The organism is Acetobacter sp. AN02 (genome assembly GCF_029759835.1).
Lineage (GTDB): Bacteria > Pseudomonadota > Alphaproteobacteria > Acetobacterales > Acetobacteraceae > Acetobacter.
Genome location: NZ_JAJJND010000039.1, coordinates 1 through 20,988 on the forward strand (window position 1 = coordinate 1; position 20,988 = coordinate 20,988).

Below are 20,988 nucleotides of genomic sequence, written 5' to 3' on the forward strand. Positions count from 1 at the left end.
CAGTAAAGCGACCACTCTTCATCAGAATCTCCTCATCCTCACGCTGAGAAAATTCTCATCCAAAAGCCACTCTTTTTATGGGGGGATTACCATGAAGATTGAAATCGGTTCTGATTTTATGCCTTTCGTGGATATGGATAAATTAAAAAATTCTTTTTTTTCTATGGGATTTTCTGACTGCAATATCTCCGTGAGGGAAGGAGGATATGAAATTTCCTTCCGGGGTGATGATGTTTTTATGTCTGTTGATTTTGATCACATCAAATCAGGAATTCTGGCTGATATGAATTCTGTTACAGGGGGCGAAGATGAGTGAAGATATGAACAGTGTTTACGAAATTCCGGTCACAGTCAGTGCTGTGCTTGGAAAGTCCACGATGCAGGTCAGTCAGCTTCTGAAGCTGGGACGTGGCGCCGTGGTTGAGCTGGATAGAAAAATCGGTGATCCGGTCGATATTTATATTAACAACAAGCTGATCGCGAAGGGTGAGATTGTTGTTGTTGATGACAGCAATATCGGCGTTACCATGCTTGAGATTATCAAGGGTGATAAGAATACTGTCTGAATCTACAAGGTGATATCTGACGGTCAGTTACTGTCCTTCTGTCGGAAGTTCCTCCGGCGAATATTCCGGGATGCCGGACGTGTCAGGGGCCTGTCCCAGGGCGCCTGTTGCGAAGGCGACGCTCGCTGCGGCTGTCAGGGCTGCGTGATATGTGTCTGATTGCTGGATGGTTGTGTTCAGCAGGACGCTTTGTGCGAGAATGGCCTGCGTGACGGAACCTGCCCCGGACTGGCAGGCTGTCAGAGCGGCATTAAAGCTGATTTGGCTGGCTTTTACGGCAGCGGTTGTTGCCTTGTAGGCCGCTGAAGCCGTGTGCAGGGCATTCTGTGCCGCGACGACCTGACGGACGGATTCATCCTGAGTCTGTCTCAGTGTGGCTTTGGCGTTGTCTTCGCTGTTTCTTGCGCGACTGAGGAGGGCGGCACGCAGTCCGCCGTCGAAGACCGGTATGGTGATGCCGCCGAGGATAATACTGCTGAACGCATTTGAAGATACGTTGAGTGTGGGGCTTGAATTCTGGCCTGCTCCGGGGAGGGAGGACAGGGCGAGATTGCCTGTGCTGTAGGACACGTTTCCGGTTGCGAATATCTTGGGCAGGAACGCGCTTTTTGCTGCGCGGACGCCTTCTTCGGCGCTTCTGGCGCTGGCATAGGCAGCGAGAACGTCCGGGCGTCTGGATACGGCCTTGCGGATCATGTCGTCTGTCAGGGTGGCATCCTCAACCCTGATGGTCCGGCCCGTGACCGGGGCGATATCGAACTGTGTTGTCGGGGACAGGCCTGCTGCGGTCATCAGGGAGAGATAGGTGTCGCGTACGCTTCCTTCTCCCTCGACGACGCGCAGTTCATTCTGGGCGACGGTTGCCCGGGCCTGTGCGACTTCCTGCACCGTGGCCTGATCCTGCTTCAGGCGGGCTTCGGCGGCGGCGGCGACTTTCCTGGAGTTGACGAGGGCATCGCGGGTCAGTTTCAGGCGGGCGACGGCGGCTGCGTGGGCGTAATAGGCCAGGGTGACGTCGTAGATGACCTTCTGGTGCGCGCCGGTGAATAATACGTTGCTGGCGATCTGCGTCTGCTGCGCCATGCTGATACGGGCTTCACGTTCTCCGAAATCGAACAGGAGCCACTGGAGGCCGAGGGTCTGGACCTCGCCCGTGCCGGAAGTCCATCCGCTGTTTCCGAGATTGCCGGTGCTGACCGTGCCGGCCTGTCCGACGTCACTCAGTGATGCGCTGTTGAGGCTGTTCCGGCTCCTCGTATAGCCGCCGACGACGGATGCGGTCAGTGTCGGCAGGTAGCTTGCGCGGGTGATGCCGACGGCAAGGGCTGCGTCGCGGGCTGCATTCCAGGCTGTGCGGGTGACGGGGCTGGATTCCTCCGCCATGTCGATAATTTCCGCCAGCTGGTAGGCGTGGCCCGGTGCGATATCGGGATGAGGCAGGCGCGGGCTGATGTTGCTGTTGGATGGCAGGACGAAGCCCGGGGGGAGAGCGAGGCTCTGCCGTCCCTGTGCGCGTCCGGGCAGAATCTCTCCCTTGTCGGAGACATCCGGGTGCCAGGGCTGATCCGGGCGCTGCGGAGCGGAGCGGAGTGCGTCGGTTGCGCAGCCGGACAGGGTCAGGAGCAGGAGCGTGGCGGCGATGGATCTGTGTGTCATGCTGCAAGCGTTTCCAGCGTGGCGATGGCCGGTGCTGTATTGCATTCAGGCATTGATATCAGCTCCTGTGCGTTCAGGGCGGCTTCATGCACCGCATTTGCGCATGTCTCAAGTCGGGCCATGTCGGATCGCATGTGGTGGGGCTCAAGCCGGGAGAGCTCGATGCAGCGTTCTGCGGAGGCCAGGGCGGACTGAACCTCTCCGTTATAGCGGATACGTTCGCTGAGGCTGTCTGCGTTCTGCATGGTGCGGAGTGCCGTTGCGAGTTTTTTCAGGCAGTCAGAAATATCGTTCCACGCGCTGATGGGCCAGAAGGTTGTGAACATGGCGTAGGTGATCAGGTTACCTGCGAGGACACCGACGATACGGTCACGGGCTGTCTCCATGTCGGTTGTCGGGCCGTAGCCTTTCAGCAGGGTGAGGAAGAAGGCCAGTCCGATCTGAAATCCGCCGTAGGAGATGCGCTGGTCTCCGCTTTTGACCCAGGCGGAGACCAGCGTCACGATGGCGACCAGTATCAGGAAGGACGTGATATCCCGCAGATGCGGCACGATAAAGACGATGCTGCCGATGGCGATCAGCCCGCCGGTTATGGCTCCGGAGATACGCAGGCTGAGTTTGGAGATCATTTCTCCCATCGTTCGCTGTGCGACGAAGAAGCAGGTGATCATGATGGTATGAATCCCGCTCCAGTCCGTGACCTTGAGCAGGAAATAGGCGATCAGGACGGCGCCTGCGCCTTTGATGCCGTAGCGGACGTGATCCGGATTGCTGAATGCGTCGGGGAAGAAAAAACCTGATTTCGGTTTTTTTTTCTCAGCAGGTTTAGCTTCGTCAGATCCGGTTTCAGTCGGCTGGATTTCGGCCGGAGGTGCAGGCGGCGATGAGAAGTTCGTCAGCACCCTGGTCATGACCGAGGTGGAATCCGGGGAGAGATCGGGGGATGTGATCGCGGCGGGATAGTCACCTTTTGCGAAGATATCGGCGGCCTCTCTGAGCAGTCGGATCAGTGTTTCCCGGGGGATGTCCGCATCGGCCTTGCCCGAGAGGGTCAGGCTCAGGACCGCGAGTGAGGAGCGTGCTGACCAGGACAGGGCTTTCAGGTCTTCCGGTTTCCAGAGTTTTTCCTTGCCGGCCAGTCCGGCGAGCTTGAGCATGCCGGCATCGCCCTGGCGCAGCAGGGTGACGGCGCTGTCACGGAAGAACGGATCATCGCTTTCGAGCAGACGGGCGCTCAGTTTCAGGCGTGTGGCGATGTCGGTGCAGAGCACGGTTTTGGGCGAGGGGCTGATCAGCAGCCCGAGGACGATCATGACGACGCCGGGCAGGCTTGTGCACAGCAGGAAGTAGAGCAGGCCTCGCGTGATCACCTCTCCGACGGGAATATCATCTATGGATACAAGTCCGTAGATGAAGAGCATGCCGATCAGATTGGCGACCGATTTGGCTTTGCTGGCCGAGCCGAGGAAGAAGAAGATGAAGGAGAGGATGCCGACGGCAGCCGCGATGAGCGGCGGGTGATCGAGGGTCAGCCTGATCAGGGGGAAGAGGGTAAACACGACGATCAGGAACATGATATTGAAGACGATACCGGTAATGATATTGCTGACACGGTTTTTCTGCCATCCGGCCAGTGTCACGATCGCTGTGAGGGCCAGGCCCGGGATCTGCCAGATCTCTCCGGCCAGCACGCCGACGACACATCCCGCGGCCGTCTGCAGAGCATAGGCCAGGCGTCCGGGAACGGGATCCCGGATCAGCCGGAGCAGGGTTTTCAGGTGCAGACGGGCGAAACCGAACGAGGATCGGAGGTTGCCCGCCGGATCAGCGGCAGGCGGCGCCATGCCGGATCTCAACCGTGGCGGTGGCGCCTACTCTCAGCAGTTCGGGATGCGTGTTTTCGAGGCGGATACGGACGGGGAAGCGCTGCGCCACGCGGACCCAGTCCATCTCGCGCACGACCATCGGCAGGCTTCCGGGCATGTTTGCGGTATCGAGCGAGGAGACGCCGTATCCGATGCTTTCGACGGTTCCGCGGACGGGGCTCTGCGGGTTGATCATGGAATAGACCGTGGCGCAGTCTCCGGGATGGACCTGTTTGAGGTCGGTCTCGCGGAAGTTGGCGGAGGCGTACCACTCGTTATCCGTGATCAGGGTGAAGAGCGGGCGGGACGGGGCGAGGACCTCTCCGGTGCGGACGCGCAGGCTGGTGATATATCCGTCGTGATCCGCGATGACCGTGGTCTGTTCCAGTTCATAGCGCGCGCGGTCGAGGGCGGCGCGGCGGGCGTCCCTGTTCGCGAGGGCGGTATTGAGGTCTCCGATGACGACGTCTGCGGCAGCCTGGCTTTCCTTTGCCTGGGCGAGGGATGTTTCCGCGTTCTGCAGCCTGACGCGCGCTGTATCGAACTCCTGGAGCGGGATATAGCGCTGTGCGGCCAGCGGACGGAGGCGTGCGACCGTTCTGGCTGCCAGATCCCGGTTGTCCTGTGTGCGTCTGACCTGTTCCGCGGCGGCCTGGGCGTTGGAGGTTTTGGCCGAGAGGGAGCGCTGCGCGTTGGCGAGCTGGGCTTCGGCCAGTGCCAGTCCGGCCTCGGCCTCTTCGACGGTCAGCTGATAGGGTCTGGGATCGATGCGGTAGAGCACGTCTCCCTTGCGGACGCGCTGGTTCAGCTTCACGTTCAGCTCAATGAGGCGGCCTGCGACGGTGGAGGCCGTGTGCACGACCTCCGCGTCGATGGAGGCATCGTCGGTTGAGGGATGTTCACTGCTGACTGTCGTGACGTGAATACCGTAGATGATGGCCGCGCCGATGCAGATGACGGCGATGATCATACCGATACGGGATTTTTTTTCCGTTCTGACTGTTTTCATGATCTCAGGGCCCGAATGCGGCAGACCAGAGGAGCAGACCGGCGATCGTTCCGAGTGCGACGTATGTGAAGAACCGGAAGGAGAGCAGGCCGTCCAGTCCGGTTATGACGAAGATGACCCGGAAGATGATGGCCGCAAGGATGCCGACGATGGCGCACAGCATCCATGAGGGGAAATAGGCACCGATGATCGGGTAAGACGGAGCGGGATCGGTTCCGCATCCGGAGAGAAGCATGCCTGCGACCAGCGGAGTCAGCATGCGTTTAACGTTTTCCAAGCCACATCTCCGCATCAGGGCGCACGGTATTTTCCGTGTATTATCTCTTCTCGGATATGAACTCAAATCTGAAGAAACGGAAGCGCTCTGCAAATACGCAGAAATGTTTCATATGTTCCCCCGGCGGACCTGCCCGGGGGCGGTAAGGTCTGCCGGGAGATGTCCCGGTGCTCCGGAGCGGGGCTGCTTCAGGCGAGTGCCATGTGTCCGGAGGGCTTCCGATCAGAGAACTGCGGGGCAGAGCGCTGCGTCCCCTGGATCTGTGAGGCGGAGAGACGGATGTTTCTTTCCGGCGGGCGGATGCGTGAGGACAGGGCGGCTGATGCAGGCTGCGGCGTGAAGATGTGGCGGCGCGCATCCCGGGCCGGACGATGATCGGACAGCCAGTATCCCGCTCCTGCAAGGCAGGCGGCCAGCTGCATCAGTGCGTCGGAAAACCTCAGAAGTACCAGCGGGTGCATGAAATGAGTCGAGAGAAGGCTGGTCATGCCCTGCTCCTGATCATTCTGTGCTTCTGCCGTGGCGCGGAGCAGCAGATCTTCCGTCGGGGACAGCGTGGTGGCAGGCGGCAGGGAAATATCATCCGTTCCGCACAGGCTGCGGGCGGAGCGGACGGCCTGCGTGAGTGCTTTTGCCATCGGGGCGAAATCGGTGCGGAAGCAGGGCAGGCGGAATCTTTCCGTGCCCGGGGAGTGATGCTCGTCTGCGGGGCGCGCCAGACGGCGTATGGTCCAGACAGCCATCTGCTCGCTGCCGGTGAGATCGGAAAGGAATCGCGATGAACAGGTCATGATCTTTCCGGCCGGGTCGACCCGGCCTCCATGTGATGACGCCACCTTAAATAAGAATAACTCTTAATTGCAATAAATAACTGCAGGGTGGTTTCCTGAAATGACCGGACGGGTGTCTGAAGAATGGTATTTACACCGGAATGACCATAGCCCCGGGCGTCCTGAGCATGTAGGGTGGCCGTGTTTCTGAACAGATGAGCGACAGGTTCATTATGAATTTTCAGTCTTTCCGCCGTCAGGGGCGGGTGCTTTCCTCAGCGTTCGCCGTCATGTGCCTGGCGGCGGCGGGTGATTCTGTCCTCGTCGGGCAGGCACATGCCCAAGCAGCGGTCATTACGGGCAATCAGGAAACGGTTGCGACGGTTGAGACCATTGATCCCCATAGCGGCGAGCTTCTGCTCAGAAATCAGGACGGAGGTCTGCTGACGGCTGAGGTGCCGCCTCATGCGAAGAATCTGCCGACATTCAAGCCAGGGGATCTGCTGAAAATCCGTTATTATCAGACGCTGGCGGCGACGATCGCCCTTCCGGGCAGTTCTGAGCCCGAATCCACGATCACGGAGGCCCGCAACTATGTCCACCGGCATCCGCACGGGACGCTGATTTCCTTCCATCGCGAGCGCCTGAAGATCGTGGCCATTGATGTGGACCAGCATATGGTGACGGTGCGGGACGATACGGGCAGGAAACGTACGATCACGGTCAGGCAGAGGAATTTCATGCCTCTTCTGCATCGTCTGAAGACCGGTCAGGATGTTGATGTGACGACTTCCGACGCCATTACGTTCCTGATCCTCAATCGTACCGTTTCGCCGCAGATGCAGGTTGAGGAGCGGGCCGGACCGGTGGTGATTGCTGATCCTGTTCCCCGTGGCCGGTAACAGGCCGGTTCTGTGTCCCGGCGGACGGTGTTCCGCCGGGAGGTATTGCAGGTTCAGGCGGGCAGGGACGGGTAGTCCGTGTAGCCTTCCCGGCCTGCCGAGTACCATGTGCTGATATTATCCTTCGCAAGAGGGAGGTCTTCCTCCAGCCTGCGGGGCAGGTCCGGATTTGAGATGAAGGGCCGCCCGAACGAGATGGCGTCTGCGGACCCGTCCCTGAGTGCCGCGATGGCGCTTTCCCGTGTGAATTCCTGATTGAGGACCAGAGGGCGCGTGAAGACCTCCCGGATCTGCCCGTGCAGTTTGGGCTGGCTCGTGCGTCCGAACGTGCCCTGAGGGCCGGGTTCGCGCAGTTCCAGGAAGGCGATTCCCAGATCGTTCAGGATTTTTGCCGCCGGTACGAAGATGGTTTCGGGATGTGTGTCGATGCATCCCTGGGTCGCGCCGTTGGGTGAGAGGCGCACGGCCGTCCTGTCGGCTCCGATGGCCGAGCAGACACGTTCCGTGACCTCGCGCAGGAGGCGGATCCGGTTTTCCGGGGAGCCGCCGTAGGAATCCGTCCGATAATTGGTGCTGTCGCGCAGGAACTGGTCGATCAGATAGCCGTTTGCCGCGTGGATCTGCACGCCGTCAAACCCTGCGGCCAGGGCATTGCGGGCTGCTTTTTCGTAATCCCCGAGAATCCGGCGGATATCTTCCGTGCTCAGCTCCCTGGCGCGTTCCGGGGGCTGCTTTCCGGTCAGTGTGTGGATTTCATCCGGTGCGGTCGTGGCGGAGGAGGAGACCGGCTGGTGCCCGGTCACGGAAGAGTGAACCATACGGCCCATATGCCAGATCTGGGCGAATATCCGTCCGCCTTTTCCGTGCACCGTTCCGGTGATCAGGCGCCAGGCCTCGACCTGTGCGTCGCTCCACAATCCCGGTGCGCAGGGCCATCCGAGGCCCTCACGGCTGATTCCCGTGGCTTCCGATATGATCAGTCCGGCTCCGGCGCGCTGGGCGTAGTATTCCGCCATCAGGGGCGTCGGTACATGTTCCCGTGTGGCGCGTGCCCGTGTGAGCGGGGCCATGAAAACGCGGTTTGAGGCCTCGAAGGCTCCGATACGGAGAGGGTCGGATAATATGCTCATGGAAAAATCCTTTTCGGAAGCGGCATAAAATGCGGCACGGGCCGTGCGGCGAGCCGTCTGCTCAGGAGCGGAGCGGCTCCATGAGGATAGCTGGGGATGGTGTGCCGCAGGCGCAACCGGCCTGAACAATCGTCTGTAATCCCATTGACAGAATGAGCGGCTCTGAATGAATGAACTTTCCAGACTAATAACCAATAAGAATCCGGACGTTCCCGTTCCATGAAATATCTCAATCTGCTGCTGCTGGCTCCGTTCATCGGGCTGTTGTGGGTTCCGTTCTACAACATGCATGATCCGGTGTTTCTCGGCTTTCCCTTCTTCTACTGGTACCAGCTGACCTGGGTTCCGGTGACATCCGCGCTCATCTGGCTTGTCTGGAAGAAGGGAGAGCACTCATGAGCGGGATCCCGGCGCCTGACGGCATTGCGCTGACCGTTTTCATCCTGTTTTTCGGGCTGACGATCATTCTGGGCTCCACGGTGGCGCTGTGGCGCGGCCGGATCGGCGGTAAGGGCGGTAAGTCTCCTCCGGCGGCTCACGGGGGGCATGGCGAGGGGGCCGAGGACTGGGGGCTTGGCGGCCGTCAGTTCGGTGCCTGGATCACCTGGTTCCTTGTCGGCGGTGATTTCTACACGGCCTATACGGTCATTGCCGTTCCGGCCCTGGTGTATGCGCAGGGTGGTTTCGGTTTTTTCGCGCTGCCTTATACGATCATCGTCTATCCCTTTATTTTCATGGTGATGCCGAAGCTGTGGAAGGTCGCTCAGGCAGGGGGGTATGCTACGGCGGCGGATATCGTGCGTGGCCGTTTCGGATCGCGGGGGCTTGAGCTTGCCTGCGCGATCAGCGGTCTGGTTGCGGTTATGCCCTATATTGCGCTGCAGCTGATCGGGATCCGGACCGTGGTTGAGGCGCTTGGTCTGCCGGGGAACATCTCTCTGGTGATCGCCTTCATTTCCCTTGCTGCCTATACATGGCTCGGCGGTCTGCATGCTCCGGCGCTGACGGCGTTCATCAAGGACATCATGATCTATGTCGCGGTGATTGCGGCGGTCACGATCATCCCGGTTCACCTCGGCGGCTATGGCGCGATGTTTGATATTGCTGAGAAGGCTCTGCCGTCCGCCGGAGGAGGGCATGTTCTGTCTTCCGGGCAGGTGGTGCCTTATGCGACCCTGGCTTTGTCTTCCGCTCTGGCGGCGTTTCTTTATCCGCATACGCTGACCGGTATTCTTGCGGCGCGTTCCGCTGACACGATCCGGCAGAATGCCGTGTTCCTTCCGGCCTATACGATCGTGCTGGGTCTGATCGCCCTGCTGGGCTACATGGCGTATGCTGCGGGAATTCACACGACCAATACGAATATGGTCGTGCCCTATCTGTTCCAGACGATCTTCCCGAACTGGTTTGTCGGGTTTGCCTTCGCGGCGATTGCGGTCGGTGCTCTGGTTCCGGCGGCGGTGATGGCGATCGGTGCGGCCAATCTGGTGACACACAATATTCTGCCCAAGGGATATGAGACCGTGACTGGCGCGCGCGTCACGGGTTTCGTGGTGAAGCTTGGCGCACTGATCTGCGTTCTGTTTCTTAACGCGAAATTTGCCATCGATCTGCAGCTTCTTGGCGGTGTGGTTGTCCTGCAGACATTCCCGGCGCTGGTTCTGGGCGTGACGAAACTGCGCATGACCTCTTCGGCTCTGCTTGCGGGCTGGGCTGCGGGATCGGTTTCCGGTCTTGCCCTGTGCTGGATGGATGGTCTGAAGCCCGTACATCCTGTCGGATTCGGGGATATATCCTGGGTTGTCTCAACTGGCCTGATCGCTCTTGGCATCAATCTTGTTGTGGTGCTGGTGATCTCGGTGATCCAGGGGCTGGTCGGAGGAGCGAAGCCTTCCGAGGCATAATTTCCTTTAAAATTCAGGCGAGATATCAAGCGGCCGTCCGGGAGGGCGGCCGTTTCATTCTGAGCGGTCCCGTCACAGGAGTGTCACAAAAAAGTACCACTTTATTGCAAAACAGCCTATATTGTTTCGATTTGGTGTCGACACGGAACCAGGATGCTCTCAAAGGGGAGTTACGCTGAATCCTTGCAAGGATTCTCAGACCTCTTTGCTCAGGAGAGCTCCCTGAATGTCCAGAACTGATCTGAGCGCAAGACGCCCCTCGCGCTCCGTCTTTCTCCTCTACATTCTGCCCGTTGTTGCTGCCGGTATGCCGGTGATTGCGGATGCCGCGACAAGGCATCCTGTTACATCTTCTGCTTCTGCCGCTAAAAAACACCCAGCACGCAAAGCAGTGCATCCGGTTTCTGCTGCTCCGGCTGCTCCCGCATCCCAGGCGACGATTTCGTCCGCGACCAGGGCGGCGACGGTCCGGCAGGCACGTGTGGCCTCTCAGGACTCCGAGGATATCGTCGTTACCGGATCAGCGCTCCGCTCGAACCGGTACAGCCCGAACCCGGTTCAGACGGTCAAGGCACAGGATATTCAGCAGACCTCTGCGGTGACCCTTGGTGATTACCTGATGCGTCTTCCGTCGATGGGGAGTTCCGGTACTTCTTCAGGGCAGCAGAATGGCGGTGATGGTCTGTCGTGCTCGGACATCCGTAACCTAGGCAGCAGCCGGACACTGGTTCTGGTTGATGGCAAGAGAATGGTGCAGACACAGGACTCAGGCGTGTCCTGTGCGGATCTGAGCACGATCCCGACGGATATGATCGAGAGTGTCGAGATCCTCAAGGATGGCGGGTCCGAGCTTTACGGCGCTGACGCCGTTGCCGGTGTGATCAACATCAAGATGAAGCATAATGTTCAGGGCGGGAATATTCTTGTTCGCGGTGGTCTGACCGATGTGGGAGATGACCGGACGGGCAAGATCTCCGGGCATTATGGCTTTAATTTTGACCATGATCGCGGAAACATCAGCGTCTTTGGTCAGTATACCACGCAGGGAGGTGTTCAGCAGAAGGATCGCGGATATCTCTCCAATCCGTGGGGTGGTGATGTGGAGATCGGTCAGGCCCCGACTTTCGGGTCCGGATATTCCGCAGCATCCCACATCATGTCCGATGCCAGCGGAACAAATCTTGCGGCTAATCCCGGCGGGGGCTTCCATCAGTTTACGTCTGCGGATCGTTATAACTACGCCCGCGGATCTTCCCTGGCGGGGTATAACCAGCAGGCTTCCCTCGGTGGTGACGCCCATTACGACATCAACAAGCATCTGAATCTGTATGCAAACGTGCGCTATACGCACAAGGCGACGGAACAGACGCTGGCTCCGATGCCGGTTGGTGGCAGTATTTTCCCGTCCAATCTGCCGAACCCGCTCTCTCTTCCGGAAAATGCTCCGTATTATTCTTCGGAGATGGGCACCGATCCGTATATGTATCGCCGCTATACGGAACTGGGGGCCCGTGAGACCAACCAGGCCACGGACACCTGGCAGGTGACGGCCGGTTCGAAGGGTGTGATTGTCGGCAAGTGGATGTATGACGTGTCCATGAGCTATGGCACCAGCCAGGCAACATATAATACGCTCAACCTTGTGAATTATCGTCATCTGATGGAAATTTACGGAATCCGTCAGACTGATCCGACCAGTTCCAGCAGTCCTGTTACCTATGACCCGTCGGTCTGTGTTGCCTCTGCCGGATGTGAGCTTGGCAACCCGCTGCAGGATCTGACCGGCCGGGCGAAACAGTATGCCGTGTTTAACGAGCATGATCATTCGGACTATCAGTTGCGTGATTTCAACGCGCGTGTGCATAACGATGATATCGTGCGTATGCCGTATGCTCATGGTGGCCATTTCGGCATTGCTGCCGGTGTGGAGCATCGCAGCGAGCAGGGCAGCTATCACGCTGACCCTGTCTCCATGAGTGGTGACTCCGCAGGTAACTCCTCTGCAAATACCGGCGGCGGTTTTAATTCGACCGAGGTCTATATCGAAGGAAAGCTGCAGCTTCTGCATGATGCATTCCTTGCGAAGGATCTGATGATCGATGGTCAGGGACGCTGGGTGCATTACAACACCTTCGGCAGCACGCAGATCTGGAAAGTGGCCATCGACTGGGCTCCGGTGCGGGATATCAGCTTCTCCGCAACGCTGGGTACGTCGTTTCGGCAGCCGAGTGTCGCAGAACTCTATGGTGGCCAGGCTCTGGGATATGCTTCGGCAAATGATCCCTGCTCACAGGTTTCCAGCTATGGCGCGCAGGCTGCCGCGGTGCAGATGTACTGCTCCAGACAGGGCATCAATACGGCGACTTTTACGCAGCCCAACCCTCAGGTTCCTGTGATTGCGGGTGGCAATTCGAAGCTGCAGCCGGAGACCTCCAAGACCTACACGATTGGTACGGTTATCACGCCGCGCTGGACGCCGGGTCTGCGGATCGGTGTCAATTACTGGCACTACTACGTGAAGAACACCATCAATACGCTGCCGACCCAGTATATTCTGGACCAGTGCGCCACCGGTGCTTCGGCAACACAATGTGACAGTATCAATCCGCGTAACTCTGCCGGGCAGCTGTCAACGGTTGAGAATATCTATCAGAACGTCGGCGGAATACGGACCAGCGGTATAGATTTCGACCTGACCTATCGTCTGCGTCTTGGTCTGCGCGATACGCTCACGCTGAACAATAATTTCCAGCAGCTCATTTCCTATCTGCAGCAGAATGAGCCGGGCGGTGCGTGGCTGAACTACACCGGCCGGATGCTGTATCAGGGATATGGTGCAGGGCGTCCGCGTGTGCGTGATTACGCGACGCTGACATGGGCGCATGATAATTTCCGTCTGACCTATATGATGAACTACACAGGTGGTATGAAGTGGAATGACGGGACCAGCGATGTGTCCTGCAAGACATATGCCTACTGCTCCACACCCGGTATTTTCTCTCATGACCTGACGGCCGGCTACAGGCTCGGACGCTGGAACTTTGAGGGTGGTGTGAACAATATTCTCGATAAGAAAGCTCCGTTCGTTGCGGATGGTTCAACCAACACCAACGCAAATATGTATATGGAGCAGATCATCGGCCGTTATGTGTTCCTGCAGGCCAGTGTCAATCTCTGATCCTGCCGGTATGTGCTGAGCAGACGGAAAGGGCCGGGGATTTCCCGGCCCTTTCTGTGTTCTGCCTTGTCTCAGACTTTCAGACGCGCTTTTTCAGGAATTCAAGGCTGCGTTCCCAGGCAAGATCCGAGGCATCCGCATTCCATGAGGAGCGGTCTCTGTTACCGAAGCCGTGCCCGGCATCGTCATAGACGAAAATTTCCGTTTCCGGGTGCGCTTCACGAATTTTCGTAATATCGAGATGGGGGATGGATTTATCCTGTCCGCCGAAATGCATCTGGACGGGACAGTGCGGCATCTGATCGAGATGTTCAGCAATGCCTCCCCCGTACCATGCGACTGCAGCGGCAAAGTGCTCCGTCTGGCAGGCGGCCTCCCAGGCGAGTGTTCCGCCCCAGCAGAATCCGAGGATTCCGACTTTCTTTCGGTTCAGTGCAGCGGCGCAGGCGGACAGATCTATGATGGAGGCCTGCAGGGGGATCTGACTCCGGAGGTCAAGCCCGCGCTGCACGTCCTCCGGAGTGTATCCGAGCACCTGGCCGGGTGTGACACGATCGAACAGAGCCGGAGAGATGACATGGAAACCCTGCCCGGCGAGGAAGCCACATATATTACGCATATTGCCGGTCAGACCGAAGATTTCCTGCACGATGACGATGGCGTGCGGACTTTCCGGGGATCCGGCCTCGATTAAGGAAAAGCTGTGCCCGTCCTGTGCGGTGAGTGTGCGGACTGATGTCATGACTTTATCCTTCCGGAGAGATGCTGACGCAGAACAGTGCGTCCGCCCGCAGGGCAGATCAACAGGCTTGCGGGAATATTGTCAGGGCGGCAGGCTGAGACTGACGGACATACGGGAGACGGGAATGGCGGATGATCGTATCCGGGCGGGACGGAGAGAGGTTCTGCTCGGAACTCTGGCGGCGGGGGCAGGTCTTATGACCGGAGCGGCGGGAGCGGATGCGCCATGGAAGGCGGATGAGCTGATCAGTGCGGCTGTGGTGCGCGGGGACCTTCCCGGAGCGGTTCTCGCTGTCGGGCACGGAGGCCGGGTCGTGCATCGGGGTGTGTTCGGATATCGCGCGCTGGAGCCGGTAAGGGAGGTTATGAGTCCGGATACGCGGTTTGATATGGCGTCCCTGACGAAGGTGATCGTGACGGCGCCTTCCGTCATGCAGTTATGGGAGCGTGATCTTTTCCGTCTGGATGATCCTGTTTCCCTTTATCTCCCTGATTTCGGTGTGAACGGTAAGCGCGGTCTGACGATCCGTCAGCTTCTGACCCATTATTCCGGGCTGCCGCCGGATGTGGATCTGTCTGATCCGTGGACCGGACGGGATGAGGGGATCAGGAGAGCTTTCGCATCTGTTCCGCTCTGTCTTCCTGATACGAAATTTATTTACAGTGACATCAATTTTATTGTTCTTGGCCTTCTGGTCGAGAAGCTGTCGGGACAGAGGCTGGATGCGTATGCACAGCAGCATACCCTGACGCCTCTGGGCATGTCCGGATCAGAATTTCTTCCGCTTCAACGGCAGGTTTCCCCGGAGATCATCGCGCCTACGCAGCGCGATGAGACAGGGCGGTTTCTGCGCGGGGTCGTGCATGATCCGACGAGCCGGCGTATGGGCGGTGTAGCCGGGCATGCGGGGCTGTTTTCCGATGCTGCGGATATGTCTCTGTTCGCGCAGTCCTTCATGGACCGGCGGGCCGGCAGGAAAAGTTCGTTTCCGCTTGCGCAGAAGACGGTTCTGCTCATGACCACGCCTCAGTCTCCTGCTGGGCTGGCGGAGCAGCGCGGACTGGGCTGGGATATTTCCTCACATTACGCGACGCCGCGGGGAGATGTTTTTCCTGTGGGATCGTTCGGACATACGGGCTTTACCGGAACGTCCCTGTGGATGGACCCTGCCTCTGATACCTGGGTTCTGCTTCTGACGAACAGGGTTCACCCGTCGGGCGGGGGCGGAGAGGCGATCGTGCATCTGCGACACGAGGTTGCGACTGCGGTGGCGCGGGAGCTTGCTCTCTGACACGAGGGCTATACAGGCGGTGATCTGCGTCGTTCTCCGATTCTCTGTAGTCTGGCTACGAGGGGCAGCAGGGTTCTGAAGGGCAGGGACGGGCTGCGTACGGCCGGTCTTGCGTTGCGCTGCAGCCATTGCGTGATGCGTTCAGGGTCCAGACCGGATTCCGCGCAGAAATCTTTCCAGCGCTCCAGATGGCGCAGCCTGAGCGGGTTATCGCGCAGCAGTTCGGCCTTGAGAAACGGGGTATGCCGCGTTCTGAGGAGGTGTTCCCATTGCAGGTGCATGGGATTGACAGGCATCAGCCGGTCAGCCAGGCGTGAGGGGTTCCAGGCTGCGATACATTTCAGGCCTTCGACCCGTGCGGCCGTGGCGAGACCGAGTTCTCCGTGCCAGATGATCTCTTCCCGGGTCATTGTCGCGAAATTCTGCGTAAATACCCTTCGGATGGCCGGTCTTTCTAGGGCATCCCGACGAAAGCTGAGGAACCACGACTGCAGGTGAGGGCGGAGAAGGGCCGAGCCTGCCATCCCCCATATATCCGCGTCCTGGCGGTCCATATGGCGGATGAGCGGTTCCAGCGGGCTCAGCGGGCCGATGACGCTGTCGTTGGCCAGCAGTACGCGCGGGGCATCTTCCGGGATACCCTGGCGGAGCAGGTCGGACCAGGCGCCGAAATCCATGCCGGCATTGGGTCTGGGGCAGAGGCGGATATCGTTTTTTCTGCAGAACTGCTCTGTCTGTGCTACAGGGGATGAGGCTCCGGACAGGGCCAGGATGATATCAAAGCCGCAGGATTTCAGTTCGGACAAATAATGAGTGAGATGATCGGGCAGGAATCCGTCGGGGCACCATGCTGCAAAAAGGCAGATCGGAGATGAGATCATTCCAGGCTTTCACTTTCTGTTAAAGGAAAAAAGAGAAAACGGGGTCTGGCGGTGCCATATGGGACTGTTATGACCGTCTGTATGCCGTTTCATCCGGAAGATGCTGCAGAATTGTCTTTTCACAGTCATTTTTTTCTGGTTTCTTCGTCCGGGTCAGGGTAGAAGCCGGAAAAGTCAGAATATTGAATATACCTTACGCGGTAATCCGGCACAGTCATTCATCCTTCAGAGAGGTTCAGGCGCTACAATGAGTAAGGCTTTCATCGCTGCTGTCATTCAGGATTCAATCAACTGCACAGGCGTTGCTGCAAATAAAGCAGCTGCAGATCTGATGGAAGCAATTATCGGGGAGCTGAAGCGGGATGGTGGTTTCACTCTTCCGTCTTTCGGTACGTTCACCGTGCGCAAGACGAAGGCCCGCAAGGCGCTGAACCCCCGCACCGGTGAGCCGGTCAAGGTGAAGGCCGGAAAGACGGTTCGCTTCAAGGCCAGTCCCAATCTGAAAAAAGCAGTCTGATACAGTCCTGAACGGAATGGAATGAGAGCGGGGTCAGAATCTGGCCCCGCTTTTTTTGTATTACGACCGGAATACGTGGCGCTGTCCTGAAGGATCTTCCACGGTGTTTTCGTCGGGGCTGAGATATTCCGGAGACAGAGGCACTTTCCCGTGCCCTCCGGGAATGTCGAGCACATAGGTCGGCCATGCCAGGCCGGTGACGCGTCCGCGGAGGCTGCGCAGCAGAGCCTGTCCTTCCTCAACCGGGACGGCAAAACGTGCCGTGCCCGGCGCCGGGTCGAGATGGTGCAGGTAGTAGGGCTTGATTCCGGCCTCGACCATCGCGCGCAGCAGGGCTTCCAGCGAGTCCGTATTGTCGTTCACCCCTCTGAGCAGCACGGACTGCCCGAGCAGCGGGAGTCCTTTCCGGCGCAGGTCAGAGATGGCCCTGAGGGCGTCGGGCGAGAACTCCCGTGCGTGATTGGCATGGATTGCGATCCAGAGAACTCTCCGGGTCTCCAGGCTTTCCAGCAGATCCTGCGTGATGCGTTCGGGGGCAGCGACGGGCACGCGGGTGTGCAGCCTCAGCGTGGTGATGTGCGGGATCTCTTCCAGCGCACTCAGGATGTCGCGCAGTCTCCGGGGGGAGAGCATCAGCGGGTCGCCGCCCGTGAGTATGACTTCCCGGATCTCCTCGTGATTTCTCAGCCAGTCCAGTGCGGTTTCGAGCTGCGCTTCCGTCAGAAGTCCGCCGGAGGGGCCGACATGTTCGCGCCGGAAGCAGAAGCGGCAGTAGAGCGGGCAGATCAGTGTCGGCTTGAGAAGCACACGATCCGCATAACGGTGAACAATGCCCGGGACCGGGGAGAGGGCTTCATCTCCGATCGGATCCGAACGCTCTTCCGGTGTGGTGATCAGTTCTTCGGCTGAGGGGATCACCTGAAGACCGATCGGGTCCGAGGGATGTCCGATCAGCTCCGCGAAGGCCGGGGGGATGGCTGTTGCATACTGCTCCGCCACGTGTCTGATGGCGTCGGTCTCTTCCTTTGCGATCAGTCCTGCCTGCAGAAGGTCTTCCGGGGAGCGCAGGGTCCGGAAAGACGGGGATGTGGAATTGACGGGCCGGGGCATGGCGGCGTTTTTATCGGCGGATACGGCTTTCCGCAAACCAGACGGAGTGAGATCCATGCATGTTTCCGCAGATCCGGACCGGATTACCGAGCGTCTTCCGCTGCTTCTGAGGCGAAACGGGATACGGCGGATGATTTGTTCTTTTCTGGAGGCACGTGGCTGTATTGAGGTCGAGACGCCCTTTGCCGTGCCTGCACCGGGTGAGGAGGTGCATCTGGATGTGTTTTCGACCATCCGGACCGGTCCTGGCGGGGAGAGTGAGCCGCTGTTCCTGCACACCAGTCCGGAATTCGCGATGAAGCGGATTGTCAGCGCCACGGCTCTGCCGGTCTATCAGTTTGCCCGCGTCTGGAGGAACGGCGAGGGCAGTGCGCTCCATGCTCATGAGTTCACGATGCTGGAATGGTATCGTCCGGGAGCGGATATGGCTGCGCTGATGGATGAGACAGAAGCGCTCATGCGGCTGTGCCTGCCTCCACAGGTGCGGCGCGGAGAGGATATGATCCGTCTTGACGTGCCGTTCGAACGGCTGACTGTGGCTGATGCGTTTGCACGTTTCGTTGGTGCGGATGTTCTGGCGACTGAGGGCGATGCGGCCGCTCTGGCGGCTGAGGCCGGATGTGTTCTGCGGGACGGAGAGGACTGGGAGGATCTGTTCTTCCGTCTGCTTCTGGAGCGGGTGGAGCCGGCCATCGGACGCGATTGCCCGACGTTCCTGACGCACTGGCCTTCCTCCCAGGCGGCGCTGGCCCGGAAAAATCCGGCCGATCCGCGGACTGCGCTGCGGTTTGAGCTTTATATGGGCGGGATCGAACTTGCGAATGCCTTTGAGGAACTGACGGACGAGGCGGAGCAGAGAGAGAGATTTGCCGGTGATCGCAGGCGACGTCGGGCTCTTTATCCTGAACGTCCTGACTGGAGTGCGGATGAGCGGTTCCTTGCGGCGCTTGGGGGGCTTCCCGACTGCTCGGGTATCGCACTCGGATTCGACCGTCTGGTCATGCTTGCGACGGGTGCGCCGCATATCCGCGACGTTCTGTGGATAGCGTAGGACATTCCTGTCTTCAGAAGCTGTTCGTTCCCGGCGCAGTCCCATGCTATGGTCAGTGTCGCCCATATTTTGCGGAGAGACCGGCATGATAAAAAAACGGTTTTATCTTATGGCCGGAATGCTGGTACTCGCAGGATGCCAGGACGGTCCTTCAAAAGAGCAGCAGGCCCTGATGAACTCCCTGATCGGGAAGGCGGAGGTGGATGTCGTGCGCGCGTTCGGCGTTCCGACGCGCACCTTCCAGGCCAGCGGTCATCTGTTCCTCGCCTATATCGACAACCAGATTTATTATTCCGGCGGTTACAGCGGCTGGGGAATGGGCTGGGGCATGGGTGGCTGGGGCGGCGGCTGGGGCGGACCCGGCTGGGGCTGGGGCGGCGGTCCGGGCTGGGGCCTTGGCGGTGGCGGTATTCCGCCGACAGCCTACAACACCACCTGTCAGACGACCTTCGAGCTGACGGACGGGAAGGTGACAGGATGGACAGTTCGTGGCAACGGGTGCTGAAACCTCAATCGGAAGTTGTGTGAGATCGGAGCGGGAATGAGAGTTAAAACCGGATGGCGGTCTGCGGCGGTGGTATGTACTGCGGCAGGTCTCCTCAGTCTTGCCGGCTGTCAGAGCGGCGCGCGTCAGGATGTGTATCAGCAGCACACGGGCGTCTGTTCCTATCTCACCCCTACGGTGTCCGGTGTCCGGACCTATGATGTGTCGGGCAAGGGAGCGCCGGACAGTGCGATAGCCTATCCGGATCCGGCCACGCCTGTATTCTGTGACCGTCCTCTGAACGATACGCTGCTGACAAATCTTGAGCTTGCGGATTACCGTGTCCTGCTTCAGTCGGTCGGCTGGTTCACGCTGCTGCAGCGCAGCGGCCCGTGGACAGTCTTTGCCGTGCCGAATAATGCCATTGAGGCTTATGACGCCAGTATCGGCAACATGCTGCGCGATCCCGGAAATCTGCCGTTTGTCCGCACTCTGACGGGGTATACGATCGTTCATGGCAGATGGCCAATGAAGCGGCTGGAAGCTGCCGTGGCGGCATCGCACACGCATGCCATTCAACTGAAGACGCTGAGCGGTCTGCCGCTTGTGTTCTCCAGAGATCCCGCTTCGGGTCAGCTGCAGGCCGGAAACGGTGCCGGAGGCATAAGCCACTTCTGGGTCCGAGGCGTACCCCAGTCGAACGGCGTACTGTATTTCATGGACTCGCTGCTGCAGCCGCCCGCTTTGCAGAAAACACCAGTGTCGGGGCATCGCTGATACTTTTCAGAGCAAAAATATATAAGGGGGGATAATGTGAAGAAAAGAATATTTTTTTACTTTATCTTGTTTTTTCCATTTTCTTCCTTTGCGGAATAGTAATTTCTCTACGAAATATGGAGACGTAAGAAGTCCGGATTATTGTATGCCGGAGAAGTTATATATGTATTTTCCAGAATGGAGTAATATTCCAAGAAAAAATGCGAATAGAACGATAAAATATATTGCAGAAACATCTATAAAGGAAAGAAGTTATATTTTTTTGGAAGGAAATTTTGATAGAAATGAAAAACCAGAGAACAGAAATTTATCTGCTGAGCGGCTAAGAAATATAACAAAAGCATTAACGGATTTGGGAGTTCCCGACCAGGCTATTTGGGTAAAAGATAATTTTGATCGTGTTACTTCGAAAGGTGCTTCATCTGCTAAAGCTTCTCCGGAATTCATGTATGTAACTGCATTTTTGCCTGATCAATACAGGTCATGCCGGAATAAAGATATTATAGAGCAATGCTTTAAAGATCAGCATGACTCATTCTGCACATCAGCTCTGGGAGATTTAGAGGATGGCAAATAAAGGACTCGTACTTTCTGTATTGGAAAAAATAAATGATTCTGAGTATCTGGGGGAGGGTGTAAATTCAATCTGGAGTAAGTTACAAATAAAGATTTGAAAATAAGAATCTTACAAGTAATTGATATTGGATTTTCAGTTCGTAATAAATCTTCTGTTTTGAATATAATGTGCTCTCTTCTGGGAAATAATATTGAGCCTGTTATAAAAATTTTTGATGTTTATTCTACGGCGTGTCGTCAGTTAAGGGCTGCTCGTGTGCCGTGAGTGTTGTACTTTCCGGCTTCCTGTGCAGACTGTTTTC

Annotated in this window: 20 protein-coding genes and 1 pseudogene; 12 read left to right on the forward strand and 9 right to left on the reverse strand. The window is 58.1% G+C overall.

Annotated elements, in window-relative coordinates:
• Positions 1-316, forward strand: a 316-nt coding sequence (locus LOC54_RS06420; protein ID WP_279313004.1) for a hypothetical protein, incomplete at its 5' end; no start/stop codon positions are given.
• 7 nt (positions 317-323) lie between these two features.
• Positions 324-566: pseudogene (fliN, locus tag LOC54_RS06425) on the forward strand (flagellar motor switch protein FliN); the annotation flags it as partial.
• A 27-nt stretch (positions 567-593) separates the two neighbouring features.
• Here fliN and LOC54_RS06430 read toward each other — a convergent pair.
• From LOC54_RS06430 to LOC54_RS06450, 5 genes are all read right to left on the reverse strand, one after another.
• The gene (locus LOC54_RS06430; protein ID WP_279313005.1) at positions 594-2,222 is read right to left on the reverse strand and encodes a TolC family protein; all 1,629 of its coding nucleotides are present in this window, start codon (positions 2,220-2,222) and stop codon (positions 594-596) included.
• Positions 2,219-4,066 carry an FUSC family protein gene (locus LOC54_RS06435; RefSeq protein WP_279313006.1) on the reverse strand — a complete coding sequence of 616 codons (1,848 nt, stop codon included), beginning with the start codon at positions 4,064-4,066 and terminating at the stop codon, positions 2,219-2,221. Before LOC54_RS06435 ends, LOC54_RS06430 begins: the two co-directional genes overlap by 4 nt.
• On the reverse strand, positions 4,047-5,096 hold the full coding sequence (gene mdtN / locus LOC54_RS06440; protein ID WP_279313007.1) for a multidrug transporter subunit MdtN: 1,050 nt from the start codon (positions 5,094-5,096) through the stop codon (positions 4,047-4,049). Before mdtN ends, LOC54_RS06435 begins: the two co-directional genes overlap by 20 nt.
• Positions 5,097-5,100: 4 nt before the next feature.
• Entirely contained in the window at positions 5,101-5,373 is a 273-nt protein-coding gene (locus tag LOC54_RS06445; protein ID WP_279313008.1) for a YtcA family lipoprotein, read from the reverse strand.
• A 188-nt stretch (positions 5,374-5,561) separates the two neighbouring features.
• Positions 5,562-6,164 (reverse strand): hypothetical protein, encoded by a 603-nt coding sequence (locus LOC54_RS06450; RefSeq protein ID WP_279313009.1) that lies wholly within the window; start codon positions 6,162-6,164, stop codon positions 5,562-5,564.
• 212 nt (positions 6,165-6,376) lie between these two features.
• Between LOC54_RS06450 and LOC54_RS06455 the strand changes: the two genes are divergently transcribed.
• Complete coding sequence (locus tag LOC54_RS06455; protein WP_279313010.1) at positions 6,377-7,045, forward strand: preprotein translocase subunit YajC; 669 nt, start codon at positions 6,377-6,379, stop codon at positions 7,043-7,045.
• A gap of 53 nt (positions 7,046-7,098) precedes the next feature.
• On the opposite strand, the gene LOC54_RS06460 is transcribed toward LOC54_RS06455, so the two are convergent.
• On the reverse strand, positions 7,099-8,175 hold the full coding sequence (locus LOC54_RS06460) for an alkene reductase (protein ID WP_279313011.1): 1,077 nt from the start codon (positions 8,173-8,175) through the stop codon (positions 7,099-7,101).
• A 219-nt stretch (positions 8,176-8,394) separates the two neighbouring features.
• Between LOC54_RS06460 and LOC54_RS06465 the strand changes: the two genes are divergently transcribed.
• The 3 genes from LOC54_RS06465 to LOC54_RS06475 all read left to right on the forward strand — a co-directional run bounded on the left by LOC54_RS06465 (position 8,395) and on the right by LOC54_RS06475 (position 13,257).
• On the forward strand, positions 8,395-8,574 hold the full coding sequence (locus LOC54_RS06465) for a DUF3311 domain-containing protein (RefSeq protein WP_279313012.1): 180 nt from the start codon (positions 8,395-8,397) through the stop codon (positions 8,572-8,574).
• Positions 8,571-10,079 carry a sodium:solute symporter family transporter gene (locus LOC54_RS06470; RefSeq protein WP_279313013.1) on the forward strand — a complete coding sequence of 503 codons (1,509 nt, stop codon included), beginning with the start codon at positions 8,571-8,573 and terminating at the stop codon, positions 10,077-10,079. The genes LOC54_RS06465 and LOC54_RS06470 overlap by 4 nt, the downstream gene beginning before the upstream one ends.
• Before the next feature lie 226 nt (positions 10,080-10,305).
• Positions 10,306-13,257 carry a TonB-dependent siderophore receptor gene (locus tag LOC54_RS06475; RefSeq protein WP_279313014.1) on the forward strand — a complete coding sequence of 984 codons (2,952 nt, stop codon included), beginning with the start codon at positions 10,306-10,308 and terminating at the stop codon, positions 13,255-13,257.
• A gap of 79 nt (positions 13,258-13,336) precedes the next feature.
• On the opposite strand, the gene LOC54_RS06480 is transcribed toward LOC54_RS06475, so the two are convergent.
• A complete protein-coding gene (locus tag LOC54_RS06480; protein ID WP_279313015.1) occupies positions 13,337-13,999 on the reverse strand; it encodes a dienelactone hydrolase family protein in 663 nt (220 codons plus the stop codon).
• 124 nt (positions 14,000-14,123) lie between these two features.
• Here LOC54_RS06480 and LOC54_RS06485 point away from each other — a divergent pair, with 124 nt between their 5' ends.
• A complete protein-coding gene (locus tag LOC54_RS06485) occupies positions 14,124-15,290 on the forward strand; it encodes a serine hydrolase (RefSeq protein ID WP_279313016.1) in 1,167 nt (388 codons plus the stop codon).
• An 8-nt stretch (positions 15,291-15,298) separates the two neighbouring features.
• On the opposite strand, the gene LOC54_RS06490 is transcribed toward LOC54_RS06485, so the two are convergent.
• Complete coding sequence (locus tag LOC54_RS06490; RefSeq protein ID WP_279313017.1) at positions 15,299-16,171, reverse strand: rhamnan synthesis F family protein; 873 nt, start codon at positions 16,169-16,171, stop codon at positions 15,299-15,301.
• A gap of 247 nt (positions 16,172-16,418) precedes the next feature.
• Here LOC54_RS06490 and LOC54_RS06495 point away from each other — a divergent pair, with 247 nt between their 5' ends.
• Positions 16,419-16,688, forward strand: a complete 270-nt coding sequence (locus LOC54_RS06495) for an HU family DNA-binding protein (protein WP_279313018.1) — start codon at positions 16,419-16,421, stop codon at positions 16,686-16,688.
• 60 nt (positions 16,689-16,748) lie between these two features.
• On the opposite strand, the gene LOC54_RS06500 is transcribed toward LOC54_RS06495, so the two are convergent.
• Positions 16,749-17,798, reverse strand: a complete 1,050-nt coding sequence (locus tag LOC54_RS06500) for a lysine-2,3-aminomutase-like protein (protein ID WP_279313023.1) — start codon at positions 17,796-17,798, stop codon at positions 16,749-16,751.
• Positions 17,799-17,853: 55 nt separating this feature from the next.
• Between LOC54_RS06500 and epmA the strand changes: the two genes are divergently transcribed.
• The 4 genes from epmA (at position 17,854) to LOC54_RS06520 (ending at position 20,687) form a co-directional block, all read left to right on the forward strand.
• Positions 17,854-18,849 carry an EF-P lysine aminoacylase EpmA gene (epmA, locus tag LOC54_RS06505; protein WP_279313019.1) on the forward strand — a complete coding sequence of 332 codons (996 nt, stop codon included), beginning with the start codon at positions 17,854-17,856 and terminating at the stop codon, positions 18,847-18,849.
• An 85-nt stretch (positions 18,850-18,934) separates the two neighbouring features.
• Positions 18,935-19,354, forward strand: coding sequence for a hypothetical protein (locus LOC54_RS06510; protein WP_279313020.1), 420 nt, complete (start codon positions 18,935-18,937; stop codon positions 19,352-19,354).
• A 36-nt stretch (positions 19,355-19,390) separates the two neighbouring features.
• On the forward strand, positions 19,391-20,110 hold the full coding sequence (locus tag LOC54_RS06515) for a fasciclin domain-containing protein (RefSeq protein ID WP_279313021.1): 720 nt from the start codon (positions 19,391-19,393) through the stop codon (positions 20,108-20,110).
• Between the two features lie 145 nt (positions 20,111-20,255).
• Positions 20,256-20,687 carry a hypothetical protein gene (locus tag LOC54_RS06520; protein ID WP_279313022.1) on the forward strand — a complete coding sequence of 144 codons (432 nt, stop codon included), beginning with the start codon at positions 20,256-20,258 and terminating at the stop codon, positions 20,685-20,687.
• Positions 20,688-20,988 lie beyond the last annotated feature (301 nt).

Bases quoted from the DNA above. Each gene is read 5' to 3' on its own strand.
- LOC54_RS06430 (WP_279313005.1), bottom strand. From the start codon at position 2,222: ATGACACACAGATCCATCGCCGCCACGCTCCTGCTCCTGACCCTGTCC.
- LOC54_RS06435 (WP_279313006.1), bottom strand. From the start codon at position 4,066: ATGGCGCCGCCTGCCGCTGATCCGGCGGGCAACCTCCGATCCTCGTTC.
- mdtN (WP_279313007.1), bottom strand. From the start codon at position 5,096: ATGAAAACAGTCAGAACGGAAAAAAAATCCCGTATCGGTATGATCATC.
- LOC54_RS06450 (WP_279313009.1), bottom strand. From the start codon at position 6,164: ATGACCTGTTCATCGCGATTCCTTTCCGATCTCACCGGCAGCGAGCAG.
- LOC54_RS06455 (WP_279313010.1), top strand. From the start codon at position 6,377: ATGAATTTTCAGTCTTTCCGCCGTCAGGGGCGGGTGCTTTCCTCAGCG.
- LOC54_RS06460 (WP_279313011.1), bottom strand. From the start codon at position 8,175: ATGAGCATATTATCCGACCCTCTCCGTATCGGAGCCTTCGAGGCCTCA.
- LOC54_RS06465 (WP_279313012.1), top strand. From the start codon at position 8,395: ATGAAATATCTCAATCTGCTGCTGCTGGCTCCGTTCATCGGGCTGTTG.
- LOC54_RS06470 (WP_279313013.1), top strand. From the start codon at position 8,571: ATGAGCGGGATCCCGGCGCCTGACGGCATTGCGCTGACCGTTTTCATC.
- LOC54_RS06475 (WP_279313014.1), top strand. From the start codon at position 10,306: ATGTCCAGAACTGATCTGAGCGCAAGACGCCCCTCGCGCTCCGTCTTT.
- LOC54_RS06480 (WP_279313015.1), bottom strand. From the start codon at position 13,999: ATGACATCAGTCCGCACACTCACCGCACAGGACGGGCACAGCTTTTCC.
- LOC54_RS06485 (WP_279313016.1), top strand. From the start codon at position 14,124: ATGGCGGATGATCGTATCCGGGCGGGACGGAGAGAGGTTCTGCTCGGA.
- LOC54_RS06490 (WP_279313017.1), bottom strand. From the start codon at position 16,171: ATGATCTCATCTCCGATCTGCCTTTTTGCAGCATGGTGCCCCGACGGA.
- LOC54_RS06495 (WP_279313018.1), top strand. From the start codon at position 16,419: ATGAGTAAGGCTTTCATCGCTGCTGTCATTCAGGATTCAATCAACTGC.
- LOC54_RS06500 (WP_279313023.1), bottom strand. From the start codon at position 17,798: ATGCCCCGGCCCGTCAATTCCACATCCCCGTCTTTCCGGACCCTGCGC.
- epmA (WP_279313019.1), top strand. From the start codon at position 17,854: ATGCATGTTTCCGCAGATCCGGACCGGATTACCGAGCGTCTTCCGCTG.
- LOC54_RS06510 (WP_279313020.1), top strand. From the start codon at position 18,935: ATGATAAAAAAACGGTTTTATCTTATGGCCGGAATGCTGGTACTCGCA.
- LOC54_RS06515 (WP_279313021.1), top strand. From the start codon at position 19,391: ATGAGAGTTAAAACCGGATGGCGGTCTGCGGCGGTGGTATGTACTGCG.
- LOC54_RS06520 (WP_279313022.1), top strand. From the start codon at position 20,256: ATGCCGGAGAAGTTATATATGTATTTTCCAGAATGGAGTAATATTCCA.